21 protein-coding genes are annotated in these 22,362 nt (G+C 71.3%); 13 read left to right on the forward strand and 8 right to left on the reverse strand.

Going from position 1 to position 22,362, the window contains the following annotated elements; translation table 11 throughout:
• Positions 1–71: 71 nt before the first annotated feature.
• The 8 genes from ACFY10_RS51445 (at position 72) to ACFY10_RS51480 (ending at position 10,107) form a co-directional block, all read left to right on the forward strand.
• Positions 72–1,601 (forward strand): FAD-dependent monooxygenase, encoded by a 1,530-nt coding sequence (locus ACFY10_RS51445; RefSeq protein ID WP_390672341.1) that lies wholly within the window; start codon positions 72–74, stop codon positions 1,599–1,601.
• Positions 1,598–3,649 (forward strand): acetate--CoA ligase family protein, encoded by a 2,052-nt coding sequence (locus ACFY10_RS51450; RefSeq protein ID WP_390672342.1) that lies wholly within the window; start codon positions 1,598–1,600, stop codon positions 3,647–3,649. The genes ACFY10_RS51445 and ACFY10_RS51450 overlap by 4 nt, the downstream gene beginning before the upstream one ends.
• Before the next feature lie 11 nt (positions 3,650–3,660).
• Positions 3,661–5,334, forward strand: coding sequence for a (2,3-dihydroxybenzoyl)adenylate synthase (locus tag ACFY10_RS51455; RefSeq protein WP_390672343.1), 1,674 nt, complete (start codon positions 3,661–3,663; stop codon positions 5,332–5,334).
• Entirely contained in the window at positions 5,324–6,421 is a 1,098-nt protein-coding gene (locus ACFY10_RS51460) for a cupin domain-containing protein (RefSeq protein ID WP_390672344.1), read from the forward strand. Before ACFY10_RS51455 ends, ACFY10_RS51460 begins: the two co-directional genes overlap by 11 nt.
• Positions 6,418–7,251 carry a fumarylacetoacetate hydrolase family protein gene (locus ACFY10_RS51465; RefSeq protein WP_390672345.1) on the forward strand — a complete coding sequence of 278 codons (834 nt, stop codon included), beginning with the start codon at positions 6,418–6,420 and terminating at the stop codon, positions 7,249–7,251. The genes ACFY10_RS51460 and ACFY10_RS51465 overlap by 4 nt, the downstream gene beginning before the upstream one ends.
• The gene (locus ACFY10_RS51470) at positions 7,248–7,946 is read left to right on the forward strand and encodes a maleylpyruvate isomerase family mycothiol-dependent enzyme (protein WP_390672346.1); all 699 of its coding nucleotides are present in this window, start codon (positions 7,248–7,250) and stop codon (positions 7,944–7,946) included. Before ACFY10_RS51465 ends, ACFY10_RS51470 begins: the two co-directional genes overlap by 4 nt.
• Positions 7,947–7,966: 20 nt before the next feature.
• Entirely contained in the window at positions 7,967–8,695 is a 729-nt protein-coding gene (locus ACFY10_RS51475) for an alpha/beta fold hydrolase (protein WP_390672347.1), read from the forward strand.
• 149 nt (positions 8,696–8,844) lie between these two features.
• Positions 8,845–10,107, forward strand: coding sequence for a PP2C family protein-serine/threonine phosphatase (locus tag ACFY10_RS51480; protein ID WP_390672348.1), 1,263 nt, complete (start codon positions 8,845–8,847; stop codon positions 10,105–10,107).
• An 83-nt stretch (positions 10,108–10,190) separates the two neighbouring features.
• On the opposite strand, the gene ACFY10_RS51485 is transcribed toward ACFY10_RS51480, so the two are convergent.
• Positions 10,191–10,979: an SGNH/GDSL hydrolase family protein gene (locus ACFY10_RS51485; protein ID WP_390672349.1), complete on the reverse strand. Its 789-nt coding sequence runs from the start codon at positions 10,977–10,979 to the stop codon at positions 10,191–10,193.
• A gap of 33 nt (positions 10,980–11,012) precedes the next feature.
• Positions 11,013–12,017, reverse strand: coding sequence for a LacI family DNA-binding transcriptional regulator (locus ACFY10_RS51490; protein ID WP_390672350.1), 1,005 nt, complete (start codon positions 12,015–12,017; stop codon positions 11,013–11,015).
• A gap of 157 nt (positions 12,018–12,174) precedes the next feature.
• On the opposite strand from ACFY10_RS51490, the gene ACFY10_RS51495 reads away from it, so the two are divergent.
• The 5 genes from ACFY10_RS51495 (at position 12,175) to ACFY10_RS51515 (ending at position 15,548) form a co-directional block, all read left to right on the forward strand.
• Positions 12,175–13,065: an amidohydrolase family protein gene (locus tag ACFY10_RS51495; RefSeq protein ID WP_390672351.1), complete on the forward strand. Its 891-nt coding sequence runs from the start codon at positions 12,175–12,177 to the stop codon at positions 13,063–13,065.
• A gap of 44 nt (positions 13,066–13,109) precedes the next feature.
• Positions 13,110–13,610 carry a cysteine dioxygenase gene (locus ACFY10_RS51500; RefSeq protein ID WP_390672352.1) on the forward strand — a complete coding sequence of 167 codons (501 nt, stop codon included), beginning with the start codon at positions 13,110–13,112 and terminating at the stop codon, positions 13,608–13,610.
• Between the two features lie 158 nt (positions 13,611–13,768).
• Positions 13,769–14,068 (forward strand): hypothetical protein, encoded by a 300-nt coding sequence (locus tag ACFY10_RS51505; RefSeq protein WP_390672353.1) that lies wholly within the window; start codon positions 13,769–13,771, stop codon positions 14,066–14,068.
• Positions 14,069–14,214: 146 nt separating this feature from the next.
• Positions 14,215–14,655: an OsmC family protein gene (locus ACFY10_RS51510; RefSeq protein ID WP_390672354.1), complete on the forward strand. Its 441-nt coding sequence runs from the start codon at positions 14,215–14,217 to the stop codon at positions 14,653–14,655.
• A 44-nt stretch (positions 14,656–14,699) separates the two neighbouring features.
• Positions 14,700–15,548 carry an inositol monophosphatase family protein gene (locus ACFY10_RS51515; RefSeq protein ID WP_390672355.1) on the forward strand — a complete coding sequence of 283 codons (849 nt, stop codon included), beginning with the start codon at positions 14,700–14,702 and terminating at the stop codon, positions 15,546–15,548.
• On the opposite strand, the gene ACFY10_RS51520 is transcribed toward ACFY10_RS51515, so the two are convergent.
• The 6 genes from ACFY10_RS51520 to ACFY10_RS51545 form a co-directional block, all read right to left on the reverse strand.
• Positions 15,535–16,194 (reverse strand): S1 family peptidase, encoded by a 660-nt coding sequence (locus ACFY10_RS51520; protein WP_390672356.1) that lies wholly within the window; start codon positions 16,192–16,194, stop codon positions 15,535–15,537. The genes ACFY10_RS51515 and ACFY10_RS51520 overlap by 14 nt on opposite strands.
• A 283-nt stretch (positions 16,195–16,477) precedes the next feature.
• The gene (locus tag ACFY10_RS51525; RefSeq protein WP_390672357.1) at positions 16,478–17,344 is read right to left on the reverse strand and encodes a sugar phosphate isomerase/epimerase family protein; all 867 of its coding nucleotides are present in this window, start codon (positions 17,342–17,344) and stop codon (positions 16,478–16,480) included.
• The gene (locus tag ACFY10_RS51530) at positions 17,341–18,357 is read right to left on the reverse strand and encodes a Gfo/Idh/MocA family oxidoreductase (RefSeq protein ID WP_390672358.1); all 1,017 of its coding nucleotides are present in this window, start codon (positions 18,355–18,357) and stop codon (positions 17,341–17,343) included. Before ACFY10_RS51530 ends, ACFY10_RS51525 begins: the two co-directional genes overlap by 4 nt.
• Before the next feature lie 58 nt (positions 18,358–18,415).
• On the reverse strand, positions 18,416–19,849 hold the full coding sequence (locus ACFY10_RS51535; RefSeq protein WP_390672359.1) for a sugar porter family MFS transporter: 1,434 nt from the start codon (positions 19,847–19,849) through the stop codon (positions 18,416–18,418).
• A gap of 9 nt (positions 19,850–19,858) precedes the next feature.
• On the reverse strand, positions 19,859–20,809 hold the full coding sequence (locus ACFY10_RS51540) for a TIM barrel protein (protein WP_390672360.1): 951 nt from the start codon (positions 20,807–20,809) through the stop codon (positions 19,859–19,861).
• Positions 20,810–20,850: 41 nt separating this feature from the next.
• Entirely contained in the window at positions 20,851–22,341 is a 1,491-nt protein-coding gene (locus ACFY10_RS51545; protein WP_390672361.1) for a CoA-acylating methylmalonate-semialdehyde dehydrogenase, read from the reverse strand.
• Positions 22,342–22,362: the final 21 nt, after the last annotated feature.

Raw genomic sequence — 22,362 nt, forward strand, 5'->3', positions numbered from 1 at the left:
CCGTGTATCCATTGACACAGGATGCTTTCGGGCCTGAGTCTGGGCCTGTACTCGACGTGGAGGCAGGAGCCATGGTTTCTCGGATCGCTTGTGTGGGAGGCGGCCCCGGCGGGCTGTTCTTCGCTGCGCTGATCAAGCAGGCCGATCCGTCGGTCGAGGTGACGGTCTTCGAGCGCAACCGGGCGGAGGACACCTTCGGCTTCGGCGTGGTGTTCTCGGACGCGACGCTGGCCGCGATCCACGCGGCGGACCCCGTTCTGCGCACGGCTCTCGCCGAGTACGGCCGGCACTGGGACGACATCGAGGTACGGCTGAAGGGGCAGCGGATCCGCTGCGGCGGCAACGGCATGGCGGCCATCACCCGCCAGACCCTGCTCCAGCTGCTCCACCGGCGGGCCGAGGAGCTCGGGGTCGAGCTCCGCTTCAGCCACGAGGTCCCCGCGGATCCGGCGGAACTAACCGGCTACGACCTGATCGTGGCCGCCGACGGGGCGAACTCCCGGTTCCGCGACCGGCTCGCCGACGTGCTCGTGCCGGAGGTGGAGGTCGCGACCGCGAAGTTCATCTGGTTCGGCACGGACTACCTCTTCGACGGCCTGACCTTCGTGCACGAGCACGGCCCGCACGGCACCTTCGCCGTCCACGGCTACCCGATCAGCGACGGCGTCAGCACCTTCATCGTCGAGACCGACGAGGCGTCCTGGCGCAGGGCGGGCCTCGACGAGTTCGACACCGCGCAGCCGCCAGGCCCGAGCGACGAGAAGAGCAAGGCGTATCTGGAGAAGCTCTTCGCCGAACAGATCGACGGCCGCGAACTGCTGGTCAACAACTCCCGCTGGGGCAACTTCCGCACCCGGCGCACCCGCCGCTGGCACAGCGGCAACATCGTCCTGCTCGGCGACGCCGCACACACCGCGCACTTCTCCGTCGGCTCCGGCACCAAGATGGCCATGGAGGACTCCATCGCCCTCGCCGACAGCCTCCTCGCCCACCGCGACGACCTGACGGGCGCCCTGGAGGCGTACGAGGCGGCCCGGCGCCCGGCGGTGGAGAAGATCCAGAACTCCGCCCGGCCGAGCCTGTCCTGGTGGGAGCACTTCGGCCGCTACCACGACGCGTTCGAACCGACACAGTTCGCCTTCCACTTCATCTCCCGCAGCATCGGCAAGGAACGCATCGCGCGCCGCGATCCCGGCTTCGTCGACCAGGTCGTACGTGACTGGCGGGCCGCACACGACGGCCACACGCCCCTGGACACGCCGCTGCGGCTGGGGGAGCGGGAGTTCACCGGTCGACGCCTGACCGGATCCGACCTCGCGGCACTGCGCACCGAGTCGAGCCTGTGGCTCACCGCACCCGACAGCGAGGCTCAACTGCCGCAGATCTACGACAAGTTGGCCGACACCCTGGTTGGTGACACACCCTCGGAACTGGTCGCCGTACAGGGCGGAACCCCGCTCACCCGGTCCCTGCTCGCCGAACGGGCTCGGCTGGTGCACGGCGTGCCCGCGCTGATCGTGGAGGACGGGATGGACGACGACCGGGCCGAGACGCTGCTGCTGTCCGGCCGCGCCGACCTGGTGGGGCGGGAGCAGGCATGAGCACGAACCTGACCCCGCTGTTCGCCCCCGAGGGCGTGGTGGTGATCGGCGCCTCGCGGCAGAGCGGAAAGCTGGGCGCCGCCATGGCCCGCTCGCTGGCCTCCTTCCCTGGCGCCCGTGCCCTGGTCAACGCCCGGCGTCCGGAGCCCGGCGAGGGCGTGCACGCCTCCGTCGCCGATGCCGCCGCACAGACCGACGGACGGCTCGACCTGGCCGTCCTGTGCGTGCCCGCGGCCGGCTGCGCGGACGCGCTGGCGGAAGCGGCCGCCGCCGACTGCCGAGCCGCGCTGGTCTGCGCCGGCGGCTTCGGCGAGGCCGGTGAGGAGGGCGAGGCGCACGCGGAGGCACTGGGCCGCGTCGCCCGGGAGACCGGGGTGCGGCTGCTGGGACCGAACACCTCCGGTTTCTTTGCCCCTCACCTGGGCCTGACGGCCAGCTTCGTGCCCGCGGCCGGGCAGCTTCCGGCCGGGGACATCGCGGTGGTCGCGGCCAGCGGCGGCGTCAACCACGCCCTTGCGTTCGACCTGATCGCCGCCGGCAACGGGATCAGCCTCGGCGTCGGCCTCGGGGCGGGCCTCGACATCACCGCCGCGGACGTCCTGGAGCACCTCGCGGGCGACGCTCGTACGACGGCCGTGGCACTGCATCTGGAGACGGTTCCGGACGGGCCGCGGCTGGTGGAGGCCGTACGGCTGGTCTCCGCCGTCAAGCCGGTCGTGGCCCTGGTCGTCGGTCGCACGGACGTCGGGGACTTCGCCCGGTCGCACACCGGAGCGCTGGCCACCTCCTGGCGCACGACGCGGGCCGCACTGCGGCAGGCCGGGGCCGTGGTCGTGGACGACGAACGGGAGATGGTGGACGCGCTCACCGCGCTCTCCCGCATCCAGCTGCGTCCCCAGCCGGACCCGGGACTCGGCCTCGTGACCGCCCAGGCCGGACCCGGGCTGCTGATCGCCGACCGTGCGGGCGCGGACGGCATCCGGATGCCGGAGCTGGCCGCGACCACCCAAACCACCCTGCGCGAACTGCTGCCCCCGCTCACCTACCAGCGCAACCCAGTCGACACCGGCCGGCCCGCCGAGACCTTCGCCCGTGTCCTCGTCGCCACGGCCATGGATCCGCAGGTGGACCTGCTGGCCGTCTACGCCCTCACCGAGCCGGACAGCGTCGACCTGGCCTCGGCCGTGCAGGATGCCGGTCTCGGTGCGGACTCCCCGGCCGTGGTGATCGTCGGCGGCCTGCCCGAGGACGTCGCCGAACAGCGGGCCCGGCTGCACAAGGCCGGGATCCCGGCGCTGACCGGCCCGGCATCCGCCGCAAACGCCGTACGAGCCCTGGTGACACATGCCCGGCAGCGGGCCGTGCCCGCCGACGAGGCCGCGCAGGAGTCGGCCGTCTCCGTGCCGTCCGGGCCGCTGGACGAGGACGCCGCCAAGACGTACCTCGCGGAACTGGGCATCCGCGCCCCCGAACGCGTCGCCTGCGGCAGCCGCGCCGAGGCCCACTACGCCCTGCACCTGCTCGGCGGGCCCGTCGCCGTCAAGGTGCTCGACGCCGCGATCCTGCACAAGACGGAGATCGGCGGAGTGCATCTGGGCGTACGCACCCATGAAGAGCTCGACGCGGCGCTGGACGCCATCGGAGCCGACCGCCGCTACCTGGTCGAGGCCATGGCCCCGCCCGGCGTCGACCTCGTGCTCGGCGTGCGCCGCGACCCCGTGTTCGGGCCGGTCGTCCTCGCCGGGCTGGGCGGCACGGCCGCCGAGGCACTCGCCGACGTGGCGATCCGGCTCGCCCCGCTCTCCGCAGCCGAGGCCGCCTCCATGCCCGACGACCTGGCCGCCCGCGCCCTGCTCGACGGCTGGCGCGGCGGGCCGCAGCTCGACCGCGCCGAGTTCGGGCGGGTCGTGTCCGCAGCGGCCGCCGCCCTCGCCGCGAGCCCCGGCACCGCCGAGATCGAGATCAACCCGCTGCGTCTCACCGCCGACGGACTGATCGCCCTGGACGCCGTGATCGTCCCCACCATTCCACCCGCACAGGACCGCTAAGGAGAACGACCATGCCCAGGCCGAGCAGCAAAGGTGCTGTGCCCTGGCCCGAGGAGTACGCCCGGCGCTACGCCGACAAGGGCTACTGGGAGGGCCACGCGATCGGCGACCGGCTGCACGCCGTCGCCGACGCCACTCCCGACTCCGTCGCACTCGTCGACGGCGACCGGCGGCTGACGTACCGTCAACTCGCCGAGCGGGCGGACGCCGTGGCACTGCGGCTGGCCGCGCTCGGGCTCCGCCCGGACGACCGGCTCGTGGTGCAACTCCCCAACACCGCCGAGTTCGTGATCCTCACCTACGCCTGTCTGCGCCTCGGGGTCATCCCGGTGATGGCGCTGCCCGGCCACCGCAGACACGAGGTCGGCCACCTGGTCGAGCACAGCGAGGCGGTCGCCGTCGCCGTCCCCGACCTCCTCAAGGGCCACGACCATCAGGCGATGGCGTTCGAGCTCGCCGCCGACTCGCCGACGCTCCGGCACGTCCTCGTCCTCGGCGACAAGGTCGGCGACGACGCCGTGGATCTGCGGGAGCTGTGCGCCGCACCAGCCACGGCCGGGGACCGGGCCGCCGTGGACGCCCACCGGCCCGACAGCCGCTCGATCGCGGTGTTCCTGCTCTCCGGCGGCACCACCGGGCTGCCCAAGCTCATCGCCCGGACGCACGACGACTACGTCTACAACGCCCGACGCAGCGCGGAGGTTTGCGCATTCGGCCCCGACACCGTCTACTTCGCCGCCCTCCCGCTGGGCCACAACTTCCCCCTCGCCTGCCCAGGCCTGCTCGGCACGCTGCTGAACGGCGGCCGCGTGGTCCTCGGCTCGCCCAATCCGCAGAAGGCGTTCCCGCTCGTAGAGCGCGAGCGTGTCACCGCGACCGCGCTGGTCCCGGCCATTGCCCAGCGCTGGCTGGACCACCATCAGGAACACCCCGGCAGCGACCTGAGCTCCCTGCGGGTCCTGCAGGTCGGCGGCTCCCGGCTCGCCGACCACGTCGCCCGCCGTATCCGCCCCGAACTCGGCTGCACCCTGCAGCAGGTGTTCGGCATGGCCGAAGGCCTGCTCAACTACACCCGCCTGGACGACCCGGAAGACATCATCTGCACGACGCAAGGGCGCCCCATGTGCGAGGACGACGAACTCCTCGTCGTCGACGAACTCGGCAACCCCGTCCCCGAGGGAACCCCGGGCGTGCTGCTCACCCGCGGCCCGTACACCCCGCGCGGCTACTACCGCGCCCCGGAGCAGAACGCCCGCGCCTTCACCGCCGACGGCTGGTACCGCACCGGCGACATCGTGCGGCTGCTGCCCGACGGCAACCTCGTGGTCGAGGGGCGCGACAAGGACATGATCATCCGGGGCGGGGAGAACATCTCCGCGGAGGAGATCGAGAACTTCGCCTACCAGACCCCCGGTGTGGCCCGCGCCGCGGCGGTGGCGATGCCGGACGCTCAACTCGGCGAGCGGGTCTGCCTCTACGTCGTGGAGGAGGCGGGGCACACGGTGACCCTCGACGACGTCCACCGCGTCATGGAACGCGCGGGAGTCGCGGGCTTCAAGTTCCCGGACCGGCTGGTCACCGTCCCCGAGCTCATCGCCACCAAGGTCGGAAAGATCGACAAGAAGGCTCTGCGCGCCGACATCGCGCGCCGCCTGGACGCCGAAGGAACCCCTCATGACCAGTGAAACCACCGTGCCGGTCATAGCCCCGGACGAGACCGACCCCGAACTGCGGGGGCTCTACGACGGGTTCGCGGCCGGCGGGCTCATCCCGCTGTGGACCGAGATCGGCAACCTGATGCCGCTCACCCCGCAGCCCGAGGCCGTCCCGCACGTCTGGCAGTGGGACACCCTGCTGCCGCTCGCCCGCCGGGCCGGCGACCTGGTGCCGGTCGGACGCGGCGGCGAACGGCGCGCGATCGCGCTCGCCAACCCGGGCCTGCCCGGACGGCCGTACGCAACTCCCAATCTGTGGGCGGCGATCCAGTACCTCGGACCGCGCGAGGTCGCCCCCGCGCACCGTCACTCGCAGGGCGCGTTCCGGTTCATCCTGGAGGGCGAGGGCGTGTGGACGGTCGTCAACGGCGACGCCGTCGAGATGCGGCCCGGCGACCTGCTGCTCACCCCGTCCATGCACTGGCACGGCCACCATCACGTCGGCGACGCCCCGATGGTCTGGCTGGACGGCCTCGACATCCCGCTCGTGCACCGCCTCGACGCCGGGTTCTTCGAGTTCGGCGAGGACGGGGTCTCGGACCGGTCCACGCCCTCCCGGTCGCGCAACGAACGGCTGTGGGGCCACCCGGGACTGCGCCCCATCGCGGCCCCGTCCACCCCCAACTCCCCACTCATGGCCTACCGTTGGGCCGCCACCGACGACGCGCTCACCGCCCAGCTGGAGCTGGAGGACGAGGGCCACCCGGGTGTCATCGAGCCCGGCCACGCCGGCATCCGCTTCGCCAACCCCGCGACCGGCCGCGACGCCCTCGCCAGCCTGCGCACCGAGATGCACCGCCTGCGCCCCGCCACGGCCACCGCGCCCCGCCGCACGGTCGGCTCCTCCGTCTGGCAGGTCTTCCGCGGCAGCGGCACCGTCACCCTCGACGGCCAGGTGACCGAGGTGTCCGAGGGCGACCTGATCGCCGTCCCCTCCTGGTGCGCACTGACCATCGCCGCCGACACCCGGCTCGACCTGTTCACCTTCAACGACGCGCCGCTCTACGAGGCGCTGAACCTCCACCGCACCGAAACCACCGGGAGCACCCCCGCATGAAGCTCGCCACCATCCGCACCGCCCAGGGCACGGCGGCCGTCCGCCTCGACGGCGAGCAGGCCGTGGAGACCGGTGCTCCCGACGTCGCCGCCCTGCTGCGCCGCCCCGACTGGCGAACGGCCGCTGCCGCCGCCGACGGTCCGGCGCACGACGTGGCCGCCCTCGACCTCGCCCCGGTCGTCACCACCCCCGCCAAGATCTTCTGCGTGGGTCACAACTACCGCACCCACATCGCCGAGATGGGCCGGGAGATGCCGTCGTACCCCGCCCTCTTCGGCAAGTTCGCCAACGTCCTGCTCGGTGCCCGCGACGACATCGTCCGCCCGGGCGAGACGGAGCAGCTGGACTGGGAGGCCGAACTCGGCTTCGTCGTCGGCACGCGACTGCGCCGCCGGGCCACCAAGGAGGAGGCGGCGGCCGCGATCGCCGGCTACACCGTCGTCAACGACATCTCCATGCGGGACTGGCAGTGGCGCACCCCGCAGTGGCTTCAGGGCAAGGCCTGGGAGGCCAGCACCCCGGCCGGGCCCTGGCTGGTGACCGGGGACGAGATCGACGACGCGGCCGACCTGGAGATCCGCTGCGAGGTGGACGGCGAGGTCATGCAGCGCTCGCGGACCTCCGACCTGCTCTTCACGCCGGGCGACATCGCCGCGTACCTGAGCACGTTCACGACGCTGGAGCCGGGCGACCTCGTCCTCACCGGCACGCCCGGCGGGGTCGGCGCGGCCCGTGATCCGAAGGTGTTCCTGAAGCCCGGCCAGGTCGTGCAGACCGTCATAGAGGGCGTCGGGGAGTGCGTGAACACCGTCGTCGAGGACACGCCGTGAGGGTCCTCGAATGGGTCGGGGAGGGGCAGCGGCGACTTGAACAGGCGGTCGAAGCACTGCCGTTGGCCGCGGTCGCCGAACCGTCCTCGCTCCCCGGCTGGACCCGCGGCCATCTCCTCACCCATCTCGCCCGCAACGCCGACGCCCTGGTCAACCTGCTGACCTGGGCCCGCACCGGAGTCCGCACGCCGATGTACGCCTCGCCCGAGCAGCGCGGCGCCGACATCGAGGCCGGTGCCGGTCGGGCGATGGCCGAACAGCGCGCGGACGTACGGGAGTCCGCGGCGCGCTTCCGCAAGGCCGCCGAGGCGCTGTCCGACGACGCGTGGTCGGCCGTCGTCGTCAGCGGCCAGGGCCGCGAGATCCCGGCGTCGCAGGTGCCCTGGCTTCGGGCCCGCGAGGTCTGGATCCACCTCGTCGACCTCGACGTGGGAATCGGCATGGAGGCGCTCCCGCCCGACTTCGCCTGGGCCCTCGTGCAGGACGTGGCGAGCTGGATGTCGGCCCGCGTCGGTGCAGGAGTGGGCGCCGAACTCACCGCCGACGGCTTCGGGACCGTCGCGCTCGGCACCCCGTCCTGCGGCGTCACGCTCTCGGGACCGCCGTACGCCCTCGCCGCCTGGCTCACCGGCCGGGACGGCAGCGAAGAACTTCATGTCACAGGTGAACTCCCCGTGATTCCACGGTGGTTGTGACGCGATCAAAGGAGATCGACATGAGCGAGACCTTCGTCCTGGTGACCGGCGCCTGGCACGGCGGCTGGGCCTGGCGCCCCGTCGCGAACGAACTGAGGGCGGCCGGGCACCAGGTGCACACCCCGACCCTGGCGGGGCTGGGCGCCGACGACGACCCGCGCGGCGTGACCCTGACCGACTGTGTGAACAGCCTCGTGGAGTACGTCGAACGGGCCGGGCTGAACGACATCACCCTGGTCGGTCACAGCTGGGGCGGATACGTCCTGACCGGCGCCGCACCCAGGCTCGCCGCCCGTATACGGCGGCTGGTCTTCTGGAGCGCGTTCGTGCCGCAGGACGGCGAGTCGCTGATCGACGCGTGCCCGCCGCACTACGGCGAGATGTTCCACGCCCTGGCGGCCGCCTCCGGCAACGACACGGTCACGCTGCCCCTGGAGGTCTGGCAGCAGGCGTTCATGCAGGACGCCGGCGAGGAGACCCAGCGGATGGTGCACTCCCTGCTCGTGCCGCAACCCCTGGGCACCTTCACCGAGAAGCCGGACACGACGGCATTCACCGCACTCGACCTCCCCACCGCCTACATCCTCTCCACCGAGGACCTCTCCCTTCCCGGCGAATGGGCATGGGCCGGCCGCTTCCCCCAGCGCCTGAAGAACCCGCTGGTCATAGAGGCGCCGGGCAGCCACGAGGGGTGCTTCACCCGCCCCGCCGAACTGGCCGAGGCGTTCGTGAGGGCCTTGGCCGCGTAGAGCGGCCACAGCAGCCCGCAAGGGCGTCCGCCCGAGACCGAACGGGCGGACGCCGGCCCTGTCGTGGTGTCCCGCCGGAGCCTGTGGTGACCGTCCGGAGCCGCCCGGCGCACGGTGCAGGTCGTACCAGGATTTGACACGATTTGAGGGTGTTCGGTGTCGCGCGGCTGATCCGCTCGCTCCGCGGTCACGCAGCGGAGGACGCGACCCGGCGCGCGGACTCGTCCGGCCCGGTGGACGACGAGTCGTTCGCGGTGGGGGAGCTGCGGACGGTGCTGGCCGGAATCGGCACGACCCTCGACGAGAGAACCACCTGTGCGGAGCTGACCCGGGCCGTCGCCGGACGGTTCGGCTGTACGGCGGCGGTCGTGCGGGTCGACAGAGCGACCGTCTCGGGCTATGAGGCGATCGCCGGGGACGCGAACACCCTGCCCGATGTCCAGTGGGCCACGGCCGTGGCCCGTGACTCGGCGTTCCCCCCGGGCGACGGCTGGGGCGAACAGCGCATCGCCTACCCTGAGGTCGGCCGGGTGCGGCCTGCGCTCTGCGTGCCCCTGGCCACCGGCGAACACCGCTACGGCATCCTCGTCTGCGCCCGCGAGGGCAGCCCCTTCGCACACACCGACGCGGAAGTCTTCGGTCTCCTGGCGGAACGCGCCGCCTCGCACATACGGCACGCCCGGGAGTACGTCATGGTGAGCCGGACCGCCTCGGACCTGCAGCGCGCCCTGCGCGCCGAGCCCGGACGGCCGCACCCCAACCTCGACGTGGCCACCCGCTACCTGCCCGCGGGCAAGCGCGCCCTCGTCGGCGGCGACTGGTGCGAAACCGTCCGGCTGCACTTCGGACGCACCCTGCTCGTCGTCGGTGACGTCATGGGACACGGCGTGGAGGCCGCCGTTGACATGACCGCCTACCGCTCCGACCTGCGCTCCCTCGCCGCCGCCGACCTGCCGCCGCACCGCATCCTGCGCCGGCTCGACGACCTCGCCGCGCGCGAACCGGGCCGAAGGCCGGCCACCTGCCTGATCGCCAGGGTCGACCCCGTCCGCGGTCAGATGACGCTGGCCGGCGCCGGTCATCTGCCGCCCGTGGTGATCAGCGGCCAGGGCGAGACGTCGTCGCTGCCGGTGCCGGTCGGGCCGCCCCTGGGCACCGGACTCGGCGGCTACGAGGCCGTCACGTACGACCTGGACGAGGCGCAGACCCTGCTGATGTTCACCGACGGACTCGTCGAGCGCCGCGGCGAGGACATCGACGTGTCCCTCGACCGGCTCGCCCGGATCCGCTTCGTGCCCGCGGCCGGTGTCGAAGGCGTCCTGGACACCGTCCTCGCCCACCTGGCCGCGGGGCACACCGAGGACGACGTGGCGGTCCTGGCCGCACGCTCCCGCCACGTCGGACGCCGCTAGGGCCAGTCCGGCGGACCAGCTGGGCGTCGCGGGCCCCGGTACGCACATCTGTCCGTCCGAACGCCCGGCGGTGCAAGGGCGGTTCAGGCCACCTGCTGCGGTGTCACCGGGCTCGGCTCGGGTCTCTTCGCCGTGAATCCGTCTCCCGGCACATGGCCGCGCAGCCGTCGCCACAGCCAGGGCCCGACGTGGTCCACGGCCCAGCGCACATCGGCCCCCACGGCCCGCAGCACCGGCACCGGGGACAGCGGAGGCAGGGGCTCGGCCCAGTCGTCGTGGCCCGGCAGTCCCAGCGTGTGGGCCATGCCGGCGGCGATCCGGGCGTGCCCGATCGGACTCGCGTGCAGGCGGTCGTCGCTCCACAGCCGCGGGTCGGCCGTGAACGGATGCGGGAAGACGTCCAGGACGGCAACCCCGTGCCGTGCCGCGAGGACCCGCAGACGCGCGTTGAGGTCGACGATGCGGGGCCGTACCCGGCGCGCGACCGGTGACACCTTGCCCAGGTCCGGGAAGGTCATGGTGGCGACGCGCGCGCCCGACGCGGTCAGCCGGGCGAACGTCTCCTCGATGTTCGCGGCAACCGCCTCGGGGTCATAACGCGGCCGTACGACATCGTTCATGCCCGCCGTCACTGTCACCAGGTCCGGCTCCAGTGCGAGAGCGGGGCCGAGCTGATCGGCCCTGATCTGTGTGCTGGTCTTTCCGCGGATGGCGAGGTTGGCGTAGGTGAGACCCGGTTGCGCCTGCGCGAGGACCTCGGCGAACCGGTCGGCCCAGCCGCGGTGCCCGCCCGCCGGACCCGGATCCCCGATGCCCTCCGTCAGACTGTCGCCGATCGCGACGTAGCGCAGATACGGGTGTGAGGCGGTCATGCCGCGTGAGTCTATCTTCGGTTCATCCGGAGTTCATGCCCGCACGGTCGACCCGCGCTCCCGCATCCGCGGCGCACACAGCACCCGCTTCTTCCGCACCCGCTTCCCCTCGATCGCCGCAACCGTCAGCCGGGCCGCCTCGGCCGCGATCTCGCTCAGCCCCCAGTCCACCGTGGTCAGCGGCGGCGTGAGCACCCGCGACACCGGATGGTCGTCGAAGCCGACCACGGAGACGTCCCGGCCCACTTCCAGGGAGTCCTCCGCCGCGGCCGCATACACCCCGTACGCCAGCGAGTCCGAGAAGCAGAACACGGCCGTCGGCGAGTGCGCACCCTGCAGCACCCGGCGCGCCACCGCCGTCGCCTCGCCCAACTCCTGCGGACAGGGCACCAGTTCGGCCCGCAGCCCGAGCCGGTCGGCCGCCTCGCCCACGTACACGTCGGCCGGCCGGTCCGGTGTGCTCGGCCGGGTCGGGGTCAGGACGGTCACCCGGCGGTGGCCGAGCCCGTGCAGATACTCCAGTACGGCGTCGATGCCGGCCCGGTTGTCGAAGATGACCTGGCCGGCGGTGCGGGCCCGGCTCAGGGAGTCGCCGACGGCCACCACCGGCAGCGCGTCCGCGATCGCGGCCCAGCCCTTCGCGGACGGGTCCACGGGCGACACCAGCAGCGCGTCGACCCGCTGATCGCGCAGCTGCTTGGCGAGAACAAGCTCGCGGTCGGGGTCGCCGCCCGCGTCCAGGATCAGGGCGTAGCGGTCGCCGGCCAGCAGTTCCCGGCCGATGGCCGCCATCAGCTGCTGCTGCCACAGGTCCTGCAGGTCGCCCGCGAGGACGCCGACCATGCTGGTGCGGCCGCTGGCCAGGGCGCGGGCGATGGGATCGGCCTCGTAGCCCAGCTCGGCCGCGGCCTTGCGCACCCGTTCCTCGGTCTCCTTGGAGACGTGTTTGCCGCGCAGGGCATAGGAGACGGCTGCGGTGGAGAGGCCCGTGGCCTCGGCCACCTCCCGGAGGGTGGTGCGCTTGTTGGGCCTGGCCATGCCGGAAGCCTACCGGGGCGCGTCCGCGTTGTGGTCGCACCGCCCCGTCCACAGTCCGGACACCGTTGACACATCCCCTTGTTAAGCGGTTAAGTTAACCGTATCAGTGAAACGCTTAACAATGCGTGACAGCACACTCCTCAGCGAGGATCGCCGCGTGCCCACCGACGTCCACCAACACATCTGGCCGCCCGCCCTCATCGAGCTGCTGCGCTCCCGCACGACACCCCCGTACCTGAGCGGCTGGACCCTGCACCTGACCGGCGAACCGCCCTACGCAGTCGACCCGGCCGACCACGACATCGCGGCCCGCACCCGCCTCGCCGCCACCGACGGCCTCGACCTGGCCCTGGTGTCCCTCTCCAGCCCCCTCGGTATCGAGCACCTGCCGCCCGCCGAGGCCGCCCCCCTGCTGACCGCGTTCCACGACGGTGCCCTCGCCCTACCGGCCCCCTTCGCCGTCTGGGCCTCCCCGTGCCTGTCGGCACCGGACCCCGAGGAGGTGGAACGCGAACTGCGCCGCGGCTGCGTCGGCCTCCAACTCCCCGCAACCGCCCTCCTCGACGCGGCGGGCTGGGCGCACTGCGCACCCCTCCTCGACGTCCTCACCCGCCACGACAAGCCCCTCTTCGTCCATCCCGGCGCGGCCCCACCCGCCCACGGCACCCCGCCGTGGTGGCCGGCCCTGGTCCCGTACGTGCAGCAGATGCACGCCTCGTGGTTCGCCTTCCGCGCCTTCGGCCGCGCCCGCCACCCGGCCCTGCGCGTCTGCTTCGCGGCCCTCGCGGGCCTCGCGCCCCTGCACGGCGAACGGCTCGCCGCGCGAGGCGGCGGACGCGGCGAGATCGACTTCGACGTGTTCTACGAGACCTCGTCCTACGGCACCCGGGCCGTCGACGCACTCGTCCGTGCCGTCGGCATCGACGTGATCGTCAGCGGCAGCGACCGCCCCTACGCACCGCCCGTCGTCCCCGACCTCGGCGCGGACGCCGCCGTCCACGCCCTGCGCACCGCCAACCCCGCCCGCCTGCTGCACGGCCGCACCTGAACCACCGTGCCCCGTGCCCCACGCAGCCCCGAAAGGAGCCACCCATGACGTACGAGTCCCTGCCCGAGCGGACCCTCGACAAGCGCGAACTCCAGGCACTCGTGACGGACCTCGCCGCCCGCCCGGACCTCTGGCGCGCACACGTGGCCTTTTCCGACCACGAGCGGCACTACGCATCCCTGTACCGCGACGCATACGTCGACGTCTGGCTGCTGTGCTGGACCCGGCAGAACGACACCGGCTGGCACGACCACGACCTCTCCGCCGGCGCCGTCAGCGTCGTACAGGGCGCACTCGACGAGTCCACCCCGCGCATCGGCGGCAGCCATCTGCGCGTCACCGTCGACGCCGGCACATCGTTCTGCTTCGGCCCCGAGCACATCCACCGGCTCACCGGCGCCACCGACGACGCCGTCTCGATCCACGCCTACTCTCCGCCGCTGTGGCGCCTGGGCCAGTACGACATCTCCGCGGACGGCCTGATGCGCCGCATCTCCGTCTCGTACGCGGACGAGCTGCGGCCCCTGGACATGCCGGCCGCCTGAGCGGGGCACGCAAATCGGGCCTGCAGACGGCGAGTTGGCCCTTCCGGAGGAGGTCTCGGGAAGCGAAGCGGGAACTGCGAACGGCCCGATTCCGCGTGGCTCACCCAATCGGCCGCGCTCGGAGCGAAATTGGCCGCAGGGGTGTGCAAGGTGGCTGCATGAACACAACACAGGGGACCAACCCCGCTCGCCCCGGCCGCGCCAACAAGATCGCTTTCCGCCTTCCGCGAATATTCGCGGTGAGTGCCGTGCTGGGCATCGCCTGCGCGGCCGGGGCGATGACCGCCGCTTCCGCCGCTGCCGCGACGCCCGCCGCGCAGCTCACCGCAAAGACGACCGCTGCCGAGCGGATCTCGGCACAGGGCCACGGTGACGAAAGAGGTCACCGTGGCCGTGGTGGTGGTCATGACGATGGCGACAACGAGTGCAACGGCCTGATCGTCCTCCTCTGCGTCTGACCATCGGCGGCACGGCTGCCACCACCCACAGGGCGGTCGGGAAGAAGGACAGCTCCCTCTTCCCGGCCGCCCTGCAGATCATGATGGACCGCAGACGATCCACGGCACATCGGCGCACAACCCGCACAGCGCTTAGTGTCGTCGCCATGACCGAAGACTCCCTGCGCTCCGTCAATGTCGAGCGAACCAGCACCGGACACTTCGTCGCGACGAACGCACGCGGCGGCACGATCAGCTTCGGGACCGGTTCCGAACCCCACGGGGAGGCCGAATTCACCCCGGTCGAGTTGCTGCTCGCCGCCCTCGGAGGCTGCACGGCGATCGACGTCGACATCGCCACCAGCCGCCACGCGGAGCCGACCAGGTTCTCCGTCGCGGTGACCGGCAACAAGATCAGTGACGAACTCGGCAACCGGATGACCGACCTCGAGGTCACCTTCTCCGTCACCTTCCCGGACGGCGAGGGCGCGGACCGGGCCCGGGCAATTCTCCCCCGGGCGGTCAAAACCTCCCACGACCGGCTCTGCACGGTCAGCCGCACCGTCGAGACCGGCACACCCGTAACCGCCACGGTCGAGGACGCCTGACCCCGCCCCAGGTATCTGCGACGACGTGATCGGGAGGGCGAGTTGTGACCGAGCATGAGCTCGAGCGTGCTCTGCAGGTGGCCGTGGAACTGGCCGGGTGGGCGTGCGAGACGATCCGCGGCACAAGCGGCACTGGCGCCGGCCCCACCGGCCCGGTCCGGGAGAAGGCGAGTCCCGCGGACATCGTCACGGACACCGACGAGAAGGTCGAGACACACGTACGGGCCGTGCTGCGGCGGGAGTTCCCCGACTGGGGGATCCACGGTGAGGAGTACGGCACGCAGGAGGGGACGCCGGGTGCGCCGCACTGGGTGATCGACCCCGTCGACGGCACCACCAACTACGCCCATGGGCTCGGCTGGTGCTCCTTCTCGCTGGGCCTGGCGGCGCCGGACGGCAGCCCCCTGCTGGGAGTCGTGGCCGACCCGTGGCGGGGCGAGGTGTTCACCGCGGCCCTGGGCGGGGGAGCGCACCTCAACGGGACTCCGATCCGGGCCGCGGGCCACCGGACACTCACGGGCCACGTGTTCATGACGGAATGGGCGGCGCACGCCCACTGGCCCGGCATGGACGCCCTGCTGGCAAAGCTGGCGGACCGCCATTGCACGGTACGGGTGATGGGCTCGACGGCCCTCTCCCTGGTCCAGGTCGCCGCGGGCCGGGCCGCCGCGGCGGCGATCGGCGAGTTCCACCCGGTGGACGGCCTGCCCGCGCTGCTCATCGCCACGGAGGCGGGAGCGGTGGCGATGCCCCGACTCCCGGCGTACGACGAGCCGTTGCTGCTCGCCGCACCCGGGGTGGCGGCCCAGGCTCAGGACCTGTGGCGTACGACGGTGAAGCCGGGACCGGAGCCCGATCGGAAGCCGCAGTCGCAGGGGCTCAGACCCCGGTGACCTTCTTGATCCAGGCACGGTGCGAGGCGACACTGCTGTACTCGTTCGGCCCGAACAGCACGCCGACCTGCTTGCCCTTGTAGAAGGCGGGACCGCCGGAGTCGCCCGGCTCGGTGTCACCGCTGAGCTTCTTGGTCCAGATGGCCCGGCCGATGATGTCGTCGTGCTTGACGCCGGTCACGCGGACGGTGGCCTTCCGCAGGTTCTTCGGGTGCTTGCCGAACGAGCCGTAGCCGTAGATGTTCACGACGGCACCCTTGCGCGGGTCGAGGTCCGCGAGCCTGATGTGCGGCGCCTTGACCGGCTTGGCCAGCCGGAACAGCGCCACGTCGTCGACGCCGTCCGTCTCCATGTGCCGGATCTTCGTCACGTCGGCCTTGCTGCCGTGCCCGATCCGGACGGAACCCACCCGGACCGACATCCTCCCCGGCTCGTCGTCGTAGCAGTGATAGGCGGTGAGCACCCAACGGTTGGTGAGCATCGTGCCCGTACAGGCGAAACGCCCGTTGTTGTAGACCTGCACGGCCCAGGGCGCGGGGGATGCGGCCTGGCCGCCGCTGATCGCATGGGCGGAGCCGACGGGCACGGCGAGCGTGGCGGCGAGCCCGACACCGGCGGCGATGGCGATTCGTTGGTTGTGGCGCATGAGAGGGGGGCGCTCCTCGCTGGTCGACTGGGACAGATCAACCATCGCGGAGGGAGGGGAGCGGGGGCTTCGGCCCAATGGCCGGTGATGGGACGGGGGGAAGGGCCGTATCCCGGCGAACGGTCAGCCCTTCGGCCGAGGGAGAGCGGGCCGGGTCAGGCAACCCGGGGAGAAGGCCGCGAGGCCGGGCGTCCTCCGGCCGGCACTTGGCTGGCCGGTGCCGGAGAACGCCCGGCCCCCGAACCCCGTGGCGCGGGTCAGGCCCGCCAGGTGGGGCAGCGGGTCACGCGATGAGTTCCTTGGTGATGCGGTCGAGCATGAAGGCCGAGGAGTCCTTGGCGCGTTCCTCCCAGGCGAAGACGCATGCCGTGGCGACGCCGTCGAAGTTCAGTTCGCGCAGCGTGCCGAAGAACGCGTCCCAGTCGACCTCACCCTGGCCGATGTCGAGATGCTGGTGGATCCGGGCCGCGGTGCCGGGCGGGTTGAGGATGTAGCGCAGACCGCTGGACCCCTTGTGGTTGAAGGAGTCCGCGATGTGCACGTGCTGCAGCTTGTCCCCGGCGTAGCGCATCATCGCCGCGATGTCCGCCGTCGGGTCGGTGCCAGAGAGGTGGAAGGAGTGCGGTGCGCAGTAGAGGTAGTTCACCCAAGGCTTGTTGATCGCGCGGACGAGGTCGACCGCCGGGGTGTTCTCCTCGCAGAAGTCGTCCGGGTGGGCCTCCAGATTCAGGGCGATGCCCTCCCGCTCGAACAGCGGCAGCAACTCCTCCAGCGAGCGCCAGAAGGCGGCCTCGCTCTCCGCGGCGCGCTCGGGGCGCCCGTTGAACTCCGAGTTCATCAGCGGACATTCCAGGTCGGCCGTTATCTCGATCATCCGCTTCCAGTAGCGGACCGCGGCCTGCCGCTCGGTCTCCTCCGGCGACGACCACTTGTACAGCGGCAGCACGGAGGAGAGCTGCACGCCGTGCGTGCGCAGGGAGTTCTTCAGCTCTGCGATGCGCTCGTCGTCCGCGCGCGGGTGCAGGAAGAACGGCATGAAGTCGTCACGCGGCGACAACTCGATGTACTCGTAGCCGAGTTCGGCGACCGTACGCACCATGTCGTCGATCGACAGCGCACGGAACATGTACGGGTCGAGGGCGATCTTCACGCGGCACCTCCGTAGAAGACAGGGCGGGGCTTGAGGTCAGTGGCGACCACACGGCCCGACTCCAGGGCCTCGACGGTCGCGCTGGTGATGACGGTCGCGGCGTAGCCGTCCCAGGCCGAGGGGCCGGTGGGCTCATTGCCGGCGGCGAGATGGGCGATCCACTCGCGGAACTCGGTGTCGAAGGCCTCCGCGAAGCGCCCCACCCAGTCCGTCAGCACCTCCGTGCTGTGCTGTCCGGCCGTGCGTACGCCGACCGCGGCGGGGTCGGGCAGCCGTACGAGACCCTCCTCGCCCACCGCCTCGCACTGGATGTCGTAGCCGTACTGGCAGTTGACGAAGACCTCGAGATCGATACGGACACCCTTGGCGGTCTCGAACAGCATGATCTGCGGGTCCCTGAGATGCTCGAACCGCTTGCTCGTGGCACGCGGAGTGATCACCTGGGTGGAGACGATCTCGTCGTCGAGCAGCCAGCGCAGCACGTCCACCTCGTGCACCGCCGTGTCCAGGGCGGCCATGCCGGAGGTGTAGGACTCCGGGACGGTGGGGTTGCGGTGGGCGCAGTGCACGATCAGCGGCTCACCGATCCGGCCGGCGTCGATGACCTGCTTCATCTGCCGGTAGCCGAGGTCGTAGCGGCGCATGAAGCCGACCTGCACCAGGCGGCGGCCGTGGGCCGTCTCCGCCTCGACGATCTTCAGGCAGTCCTCGGCGGTGGTCGCCAGGGGCTTCTCGCAGAACACCGGCTTTCCGGCGGCGATCGCGTTCAGCACGTGCTCGGCGTGGGTCGGGCCCCAGGACGTCACGAGGACGGCGTCCACGTCGTCCGCCGCGACCACGGCCGCACCGTCGGGCAGCACCCGGGCACCGACCGGCTCCGCCGCCTGGGCGGCACGGGCGGCGTCGATGTCGGTGACCGCGGTGACCCGGGCGCCGGTGACGGTGTGAGTGAGGCGCCGGATGTGCTCCTTGCCGATCCAGCCGGCGCCGATGACGCCTACGCGCACAGTCATGGGAGGTGGTCCTTTCTGCGGTCCCCGGGCAGCCGTCGGCCCGGGGACGGAGGGATTTTCAGGAGAAGCGCGCCCGGAGTTCGGCTTCGAGCGTCTCGAGGGTGCGGCCCTTGGTCTCGGGGACGTAGAGCTTCACGAAGATGAAGGAGAAGATCCCTGCCACCACGAACAGGAAGAAGGTGTTGGAGATCCCGATCGCCGACACCAGGGACGGGAAGACCAGACCGATCACGAAGTTGGTCAGCCACAGCACTACGGCCGCGACGCCCATCCCGAAGCCGCGCATCCGCATCGGGAAGATCTCCGACAGCATCAGCCAGGTCACCGGCGAGATCGCCCCCTGCTGGAAGGCGAGGAAGGTGACGGTCATGGCGAGCACCGCGAACGCCCGGCCGTCGCCCGAGGGCAGTACCAGGGAGAAGACACCGATCAGCAACAGCGCGGCCGTCGTGCCGATCTGACCGGTCATCAGCATCGGACGGCGGTTGACCCGGCTCAGCAGCCAGATCCCGACGAAGGTGGCAAGCACCGAGATCACACCGTTGGCGATGTTCGCCGTCAGTGCGCTGTCGGCGGCGAAACCGGCATCGGTGAGGATCTGCGTGCCGTAGTACATGATCGTGTTCACGCCGGTGATCTGCTGCACGATCGCGATGCCGAAGCCCACGAACATCAGCTTGCGCACCCACGGCGTGGCCCGCATGTCCTGCCAGCCGCCCAGCTTCTCCGCTTCCTCCTTCACGGCGAGCGCGGAGACCTCGGCGAGTTCGGCCTGGGCACGCTGCTCGGACCGCACCTGCTTGAGGACCTCCAGAGCCTCGTTGAAGCGGGTCTTGGAGGCCAGCCAGCGCGGGCTCTCCGGCATCACCAGCATGCCGAACCAGAGCACCACGGCCGGAATGGTCGCGATGACCAGCATCCAGCGCCAGATGCCCCCGGACTCGCCGCCCACGTTGGCGATGATCGCGTTGGAGGTGAAGGCGAGCAGCTGCCCGCTGACGATCATCAGCTCGTTACGGGTGACCAGCGCACCACGCCGCTCGGCCGGCGAGATCTCCGCGAGGTACACCGGCACCGTCACCGACGCGCCGCCGACCGCCAGGCCCAGCACGAAGCGCGCCACGATCATGACCGCCGTGGTGGGGGCAAGGGTGGCACCCAGCGCGCCCACGAAGAACAGCACGGCGAGCGTGAGGATCGTACGGCGCCTGCCGCGCGCGTCCGAGAGCCGCCCGCCGGCCACCGCGCCGAGCGCGGCACCGAGCAACAGCGAACTGGTGACCATGCCCTCGGTGACCGCGGTGAGGCCGAGGTCGTCGCTCATGTACGGCAGCGCGCCGTTGATGACACCTGTGTCGTAGCCGAAGAGCAGCCCGCCGAAGGTGGCGATGATGGTGATGAGCCGCAGCCGCCGCGAGACCGCCCCTGACGGGGTGTCCGTGAGGGTCGCCGGCCGGGCGGAGGCCTGAGTCGCGTCGTCCCTGACGTCCATGGCCGCCTCCTAGTCGTCGATGTTCGGGCGCCGGGTACCGGACAGACCGCATCCGGCCAGATGCTCACGCGTGCTCACCGCGATGGGCAGCGGAACCTCGGGCGCGCACGGGTACAGGTCCTGCTCGACGATCACGAACAACTCGGCGTCCAGCTTGGCGAGTTCACCCACCACGTCGGCCGGGTTGGGCACCCCCGCCGGCGGGGAGACGCACACCCCACGCTTCACCGCCTCACCGAAGGACAGGTCCTCGGCGGCGACCTGGGCGAGTATGGCGGGGTCCATCTGCTTGATGTGGACGTAGCCGACGCGCTCGCCGAAGCGACGGATGAGGTCGAGGTTGTCGCCGCCGCCGTAGGCCACATGCCCGGTGTCCAGGCACAGGTTGGTGTACCGGGAGTCGGACTCGTTCAGCAGCCGCTCGATCTCCGGCTGGGTCTGGATGTGGCTGTCGGCGTGCGGATGGATGACGAGGCGCACGTCGTACTCGTCGAGCAGCAGCTTGCCGAGCCGGTCCGCGTTGCGGCCGAAGCCGGCCCACTGCTCGGCAGTGAGCTCGGGGGACTCGGTGAACGCGCCGGTCTTCTCGTCCCGGTACATGGGCGGGATGAAGACGAGGTGGTGGGCGTCGGCGGCAGCTGTGAGGGTGGCGACCTGACGGGTATGGGCGAGCATGTCGTCCCAGGCCTCGGGGCGGTGCAGCGCGCCGAAGGCGGTGCCGCCGGAGACCTGCAGGCCGCGGGCGTCGAGCTCGTCCTTCAGGCGCTGCGGATCGGTGGGCAGGTAGCCGTACGGGCCCAACTCCAGCCACTGGTAGCCGGCTTCGGCCAGCTCGTCCAGGAAGCGGGTGTACGACACCTGGTGCTCGTCCTCGGGGAACCAGATGCCCCAGGAGTCGGGAGCGGAGCCCAGGCAGAGGTTGCCTGCGACGGTGCGGAGGGGGGATGGCGCCGTTGCCATGGTGTCTCCTAAAGGGAGAAAGGGAGTGGGAACCGGAGATCTCAGCTGGAGGTGGGGAAGTTGAAGCCGGCGTTGATCTGCTGGGTGGGCTGGGGCCAGCGGGTGGTGACGACCTTGGGGCGGGTGTAGAAGCGGATGCCTTCGGGGCCGTGGATGGGGTTGTCGCCGATGAGGGAGTCCTTCCAGCCGCCGAAGGAGTAGTACGACATCGGCACGGGCACCGGCACGTTGATGCCGATCATGCCGACCTTGATGCGCCGCTGGAAGCGGCGGGCGGCTTCACCGGAGGCGGTGAACAGGGCGGTGCCGTTGCCGTAGGGGTTGGCGTTGATGAGGTCGATGGCCTGGTCCAGGGAGTCGGCGCGGACGATGGCCAGGACCGGGCCGAACAGCTCCTCCTTGTAGGCAGCCATTTCCGTGGTGACGTGGTCCAGGAGGGACGGGCCGGTGAAGAAGCCCTCCTCGTGGCCGTCGATTTTCAGGCCGCGGCCGTCGACGACGACGGTGGCGCCCTGCGCGGCCGCTGTGCCGACGGCGTTTTCGACGCGTTCCTGGGCGGCCTTGGTGACCAGGGGGCCCATTTCGGTGCCGGGCTGGTCGCCGGGGCCGACCTTGACCTCGTGGGCCTTGCGCTCCAGCACCTCGACGAGGGCGTCGGCGGCGTCGCCGACCGCGACCGCCACCGATACGGCCATGCAGCGCTCACCGGCGGAGCCGTAGGCGCCGGCGGTGATGTGGTTGGCGGCGAATTCGAGGTCGGCGTCGGGCAGGACGACGGCGTGGTTCTTGGCGCCGCCCAGGGCCTGGACCCGCTTGCCGTGCGAAGTGGCCTGCTCGTGCACGTACTTGGCGATCGGAGTCGATCCCACGAAGGAGACGGCCTGGATGCCGGGGTGGGTGAGGATCGCGTCGACCGCGTCCTTGCCGCCGTGCACGACGTTGAATACGCCGTCCGGCAGGCCGGCCTGCTGGTAGAGGTCGGCGATGAAGTTGGCGGCGGAGGGGTCGCGTTCGGACGGCTTGAGGATGAAGGTGTTGCCGGTGGCGATGGCGATGGGGTGCATCCACAGAGGCACCATCGCCGGGAAGTTGAAGGGGGTGATGCCGGCGACGACGCCGAGGGGCTGGCGGAAGTTGTGCACGTCCACGCCGCGGGAGACCTGGTCGGAGAAGGAGCCCTTGAGGATGTCGCCGAGGCCGCAGGCGTATTCGACGACTTCGCGGCCGCGGGTGATTTCGCCGCGGGCGTCGTCGACGGTCTTGCCGTGTTCGGCGGAGATGATCCGGCCGAGCTCTTCCTCGTGCTCCACCAGGAGTTGGCGGAGGTTGAACATGACCTGGGTGCGCTGGGTCAGCGACGACTCCGACCAGGTCTCGAAGGCCTTCGCGGCGGCGGTGACGGCCGCATCCACGTCGGCGGCACCGCCGAGCACGACGCGAGCCTGCTCCTGGCCGGTGGCCGGGTTGAACACCGGAGCGGTGTCGGTACCGGCGACCGGAGAGCCGCTGATCCAGTGGGGAATGGTGTTCACGATGAGGGTTTTCCTTTGCGG

Origin of the sequence: Streptomyces sp. NPDC001401 (assembly GCF_042895385.1) — a bacterium.
Classification (GTDB): domain Bacteria; phylum Actinomycetota; class Actinomycetes; order Streptomycetales; family Streptomycetaceae; genus Streptomyces.